Origin of the sequence: Thermogutta sp. (assembly GCF_014359955.1) — a bacterium.
Lineage (GTDB): Bacteria > Planctomycetota > Planctomycetia > Pirellulales > Thermoguttaceae > Thermogutta.
In genome coordinates this window covers 1-3789 of sequence record NZ_JACIYL010000435.1, presented here as the reverse complement: position 1 = coordinate 3789, position 3789 = coordinate 1, and the positions used below count along the sequence as shown (strand labels likewise).

The 3789-nt window shown below is 59.1% G+C and carries 3 protein-coding genes; all 3 read left to right on the top strand.

Annotated elements, in window-relative coordinates:
* Nucleotide 1 precedes the first annotated feature (1 nt).
* The 3 genes from H5U08_RS12630 to H5U08_RS12620 all read left to right on the top strand — a co-directional run bounded on the left by H5U08_RS12630 (nt 2) and on the right by H5U08_RS12620 (nt 3002).
* Nucleotides 2-352, top strand: coding sequence for a response regulator (locus H5U08_RS12630; RefSeq protein ID WP_297033600.1), 351 nt, complete (start codon nt 2-4; stop codon nt 350-352).
* A gap of 679 nt (nt 353-1031) precedes the next feature.
* Nucleotides 1032-1952 carry a sugar phosphate isomerase/epimerase family protein gene (locus H5U08_RS12625; protein ID WP_297033598.1) on the top strand — a complete coding sequence of 307 codons (921 nt, stop codon included), beginning with the start codon at nt 1032-1034 and terminating at the stop codon, nt 1950-1952.
* Nucleotides 1953-2012: 60 nt separating this feature from the next.
* On the top strand, nt 2013-3002 hold the full coding sequence (locus tag H5U08_RS12620) for a DUF1080 domain-containing protein (protein WP_297033596.1): 990 nt from the start codon (nt 2013-2015) through the stop codon (nt 3000-3002).
* The last annotated feature ends 787 nt before the right edge of the window (nt 3003-3789 follow it).

Genomic DNA, 3789 nt, shown 5'->3' with positions numbered 1-3789 from the left:
GGTGGCGGACGATTCCAGCACCATGCGGAAGATCATCATTCGCTCACTTCAGGCGGTGGGCGTTCAGGAGGCTGTGGAGGCTGCCGACGGGAACGAGGCGATTGCCCTCTTTAAGCCCGGGGAGTACAGCCTCGTGCTCACCGACTGGAACATGCCCGGCCGATCGGGACTGGAGGTCATTCAGGCCATTCGGGCACAAGACCCCAACGTTCCGATCATCATGGTTACGACCGAAGCGGAAAAGAGCCGGGTTCTCCAGGCGATCCAGGCCGGTGTTTCGGATTACCTGGTGAAGCCGTTCACCGCCGACACTCTTCGCGAAAAACTGGAAAAACACGGCTGCGCGTGCTGAGGGGCTAAACTCCGCTGAACGTGAAATCCTCGGTTGGCGACCGCGACAAAAATGAACAGCCCGGGATATGGCTTGACTATCCCGGGCTGTTTCCCCCCTGGGCACATCATGTGTGGTCCGAGTTTGGCCTGGTCCACCGGTTGTGCTACCGCGACCCGCGCTCGCGGCCCGACCGGTCTGTTGCGTGACCCGGACATGTTCTCTTATCGACAAAGAGGTTCGTCCACTTGAAAAACTCCGCAAAATCGTTTCCTCCCCTAAAAGCGGCACCACCCTCGGGGTGGATCTTTACGATGGCGCGACCGCTTACCATCCGGGGTCGGTTGACCCATCCACACCGTTGCGAGAACGTGACGTGCCACCAGTGCAACGTCTCGTTGGGCGATCCATCAACGGCCCCCCACTCCGGAGGGACGTGCTTGTCACGTCCGCCGTTCAACATTAGATCATCCACTCGCTCTCACCGGGCACGACAAGCGTGCCCCTCCGGCGTGAATCTCACTCGCGCCTGAATTTCCTGTGGACGTCCACATCCCCATCGCCTGTAGCAACTGGGGATGTTAAGGTACCCGGCTTGTTGACACCGTCCCTCCTGTGTAGGGAAAATCGGCGCTTTGAGGGCCCTTGAAGCCCGGTTGGCCTTTGTGATGCTCACTTTTTACCGCGAGGAGGAATCAGTATGTTGCAACGGCGAGAATTTCTCGTGTCCGCTGCTGGCCTGGCAGTTTCGGCCGGTTGGGGGATAGCCGGTGGATCGGCCGTCCTCGCAGCGCCAGGGGAGTTCTCCCTTCCCCAGCCAGGGGCGGAGCTGAAATTTTCTAGCCAGTTAGGCGTCATTCCGGGCAAAAGCCTCGAAGAAAAGTTGGACAAAATGAAGAAATGGGGCTTTGATGCTGTGGAACTGCCGGGAGATGTCGTCGGCAAGGTGGAGATGTATGCCAAAGCCGCAGCCAACGCCGGGTTGAAGATCAGCGCGGTGTGCTGGGGATCGGCAGGCGGGGCGCTGGTCTCCGAGGATCCCGCACGCCGCGAGCAAGGAATTCAACAGATCAAGGAGGTCCTGGCCGCTGCGGGAGAACTACAGTCCACCGGTGTCATCTTTGTCCCTGCCTTTAATGGCCAGACAAAGCTGACCAATCAGGAAATCCGAAAGGTGCTCCTGGATATCTTGCCGGGAATCGGCGAGTATGCGGTCAGCGTGAAAAGCCGGGTGCTCCTGGAGCCGCTCAATCGCGGTGAGGCATTTTTCCTCCGTCAGGTTGCCGATGCCGCGGCGATCTGTCGCGATGTGAACAGCCCGGGGATCTGCCTGATGGGGGACTTCTACCACATGTACATCGAGGAGCCGAGTGATTTCGCGGCTTTCGTTGCGGGAGGCCCCTGGCTCCACCATGTCCATCTCGCGTCGCGGAAACGTGTTCTGCCCGGTCAGGACGAGCGATCCTTCATCGACGGTTTCCGGGGGCTGAAATGGGTGGGTTACAAAGATTACTGCAGTTTCGAGTGCGGTGTGCAGGGCGATCGGGAGGTGGAAATCCCCAAGGCCCTGGCGTTCCTGCGCGATCAGTGGGAAAAGGCAACTTTGCCGGGTCAGGCGTAACACATAACACGTTGGCACACGATTCACGGTCGTTGTACCACTTGATGAGGAGGCGCTTCCATGAAACGACATCTGCTTGGCTTTGCCGTGGCCATCTTGGCGCTGAGTTACCTGGCGGTGGCAGAAGAACGACGTGCCAGAAACGAGATTATCGATCCGGCAGTTGCCGCCCAGGATCCCGACTTCCACATTCAGGGAGAATATCTGGGCGAAGGTGCCCTGCCGACCGGCGGTGAAGGGAAGCTGGGAGCCCAGGTCATCGCACGCGGTGACGGAAAGTTTGAGATGTACGTGCTCGTCGGCGGGTTGCCCGGCGAAGGATGGGACCGCTCCAAGCCGCGACTGCGTGGTGAAGCCACGCGGCAGGACGGTGAGGTGACTGTTCGTGGTGACGGTTATGAGGGCACAATTACCGATGGCGTTCTTACGGTGAAACATGGTCACGGCGAGGTCAAACTCCGCCGGGTGGAGCGCAAAAGTCCTACCCTGGGGGCCAAACCGCCGGAGGGCGCGGTCGTCCTCTTCGATGGCAAAAGTGCGGACGCTTTCGACAACGGCAACATTCTGCCCGACGGCAGTCTGCTGTCCGGCGTCACAACCAAGCAAAAGTTCGCTGCCTATCATCTGCACCTGGAATTTCGGCTTTCCTGGATGCCGAAGGCACTCGGACAGGCACGGTCCAACAGCGGCGTCTATCTGCACGACTGCTACGAGGTCCAGGTTCTGGACTCGTTTGGACTGACCGGCGAGGACAACGAGTGCGGCGGTATTTACAGGGTGAAGGCCCCGGACGTCAACATGTGCCTGCCGCCGCTGGTCTGGCAGACGTACGACATCGACTTCACCCCTCCCAAGTACGAGAATGGTAAAAAAGTGGCCAACGCCCGGATTACCGTGCGTCATAACGGGGTGGTGATTCACGACAATCTGGAATTGCCAGGAGCGACGCCCGGTCGGCAGCCGGAAGGTCCGCCCCCGCGCCCCATTCACCTGCAGGCCCACGGCAACCGTGTCGTTTACCGGAACATCTGGCTGGTTCCGAAGGATTGAGATGGCCGCGGCGTGTGCAAACGGCATTCCGATCCTGGCGGGGAAAACACGGGAAAAACCGGGGTTTTACGACCTGTTCCCTGCCTGGCCTGTAAGCTAAAATAGAATTGCGTGCAGAAAATACCAGCCGATGCAGGCAGAGCGGGACCTTCCAAACACAGCGTGCAGAATAATCGAGTTTCGCGTTGGTTCGGCCGATATAATGCATCGGTGGGCCAAAACACACGAGACGATGATCAAACCTCCCGTCGCATATTCCGACGGAGGTGCCAACCCATACGCGTGAACCAGGGTCGCTTTCCCGGCTTGTGCAAGTGCACGCCTGACCCTCGTTCGTCTCGCAGCGACGCATCCAGTCGCAATATCGCGGGGGGTTTGATTGAACAAAACCGCCGGAACCCGCTCCCCGGGTTGCGGCGGTTTTTGTTTTGGTACCTCTGACGCGCCTCTTCGCGCCTGTGGGGATGTCTCGCTTCCCGTCCGGCTTGCATTCCGGAAAAAGAGGCCGCAAAATGCGGGCAGGAATGGCGGCCCCAGCCATGCTCACCGCCTGCGGCTTTGCCCTGAGTGAAGCCGAATTCGGTCTCAAGGTCGGTGACATATCCTCTCATACCAGTCCGAAGGCCAAAAATTTCGAAACTGGCTCAAGCAATCCGAGAGGGAAAATCGAATGGATACGGTGCGGGAACGACCTCGATTGGTCCGGGTGGGTTGGATATGGTGCTTTCTGCTCTTATTTCCCACCCTCGGATCAAATGAAATGCTGCTGGGAGAGATTACCCCCAGT

Bases quoted from the DNA above. Each gene is read 5' to 3' on its own strand.
- H5U08_RS12625 (WP_297033598.1), top strand. From the start codon at position 1,032: ATGTTGCAACGGCGAGAATTTCTCGTGTCCGCTGCTGGCCTGGCAGTT.
- H5U08_RS12620 (WP_297033596.1), top strand. From the start codon at position 2,013: ATGAAACGACATCTGCTTGGCTTTGCCGTGGCCATCTTGGCGCTGAGT.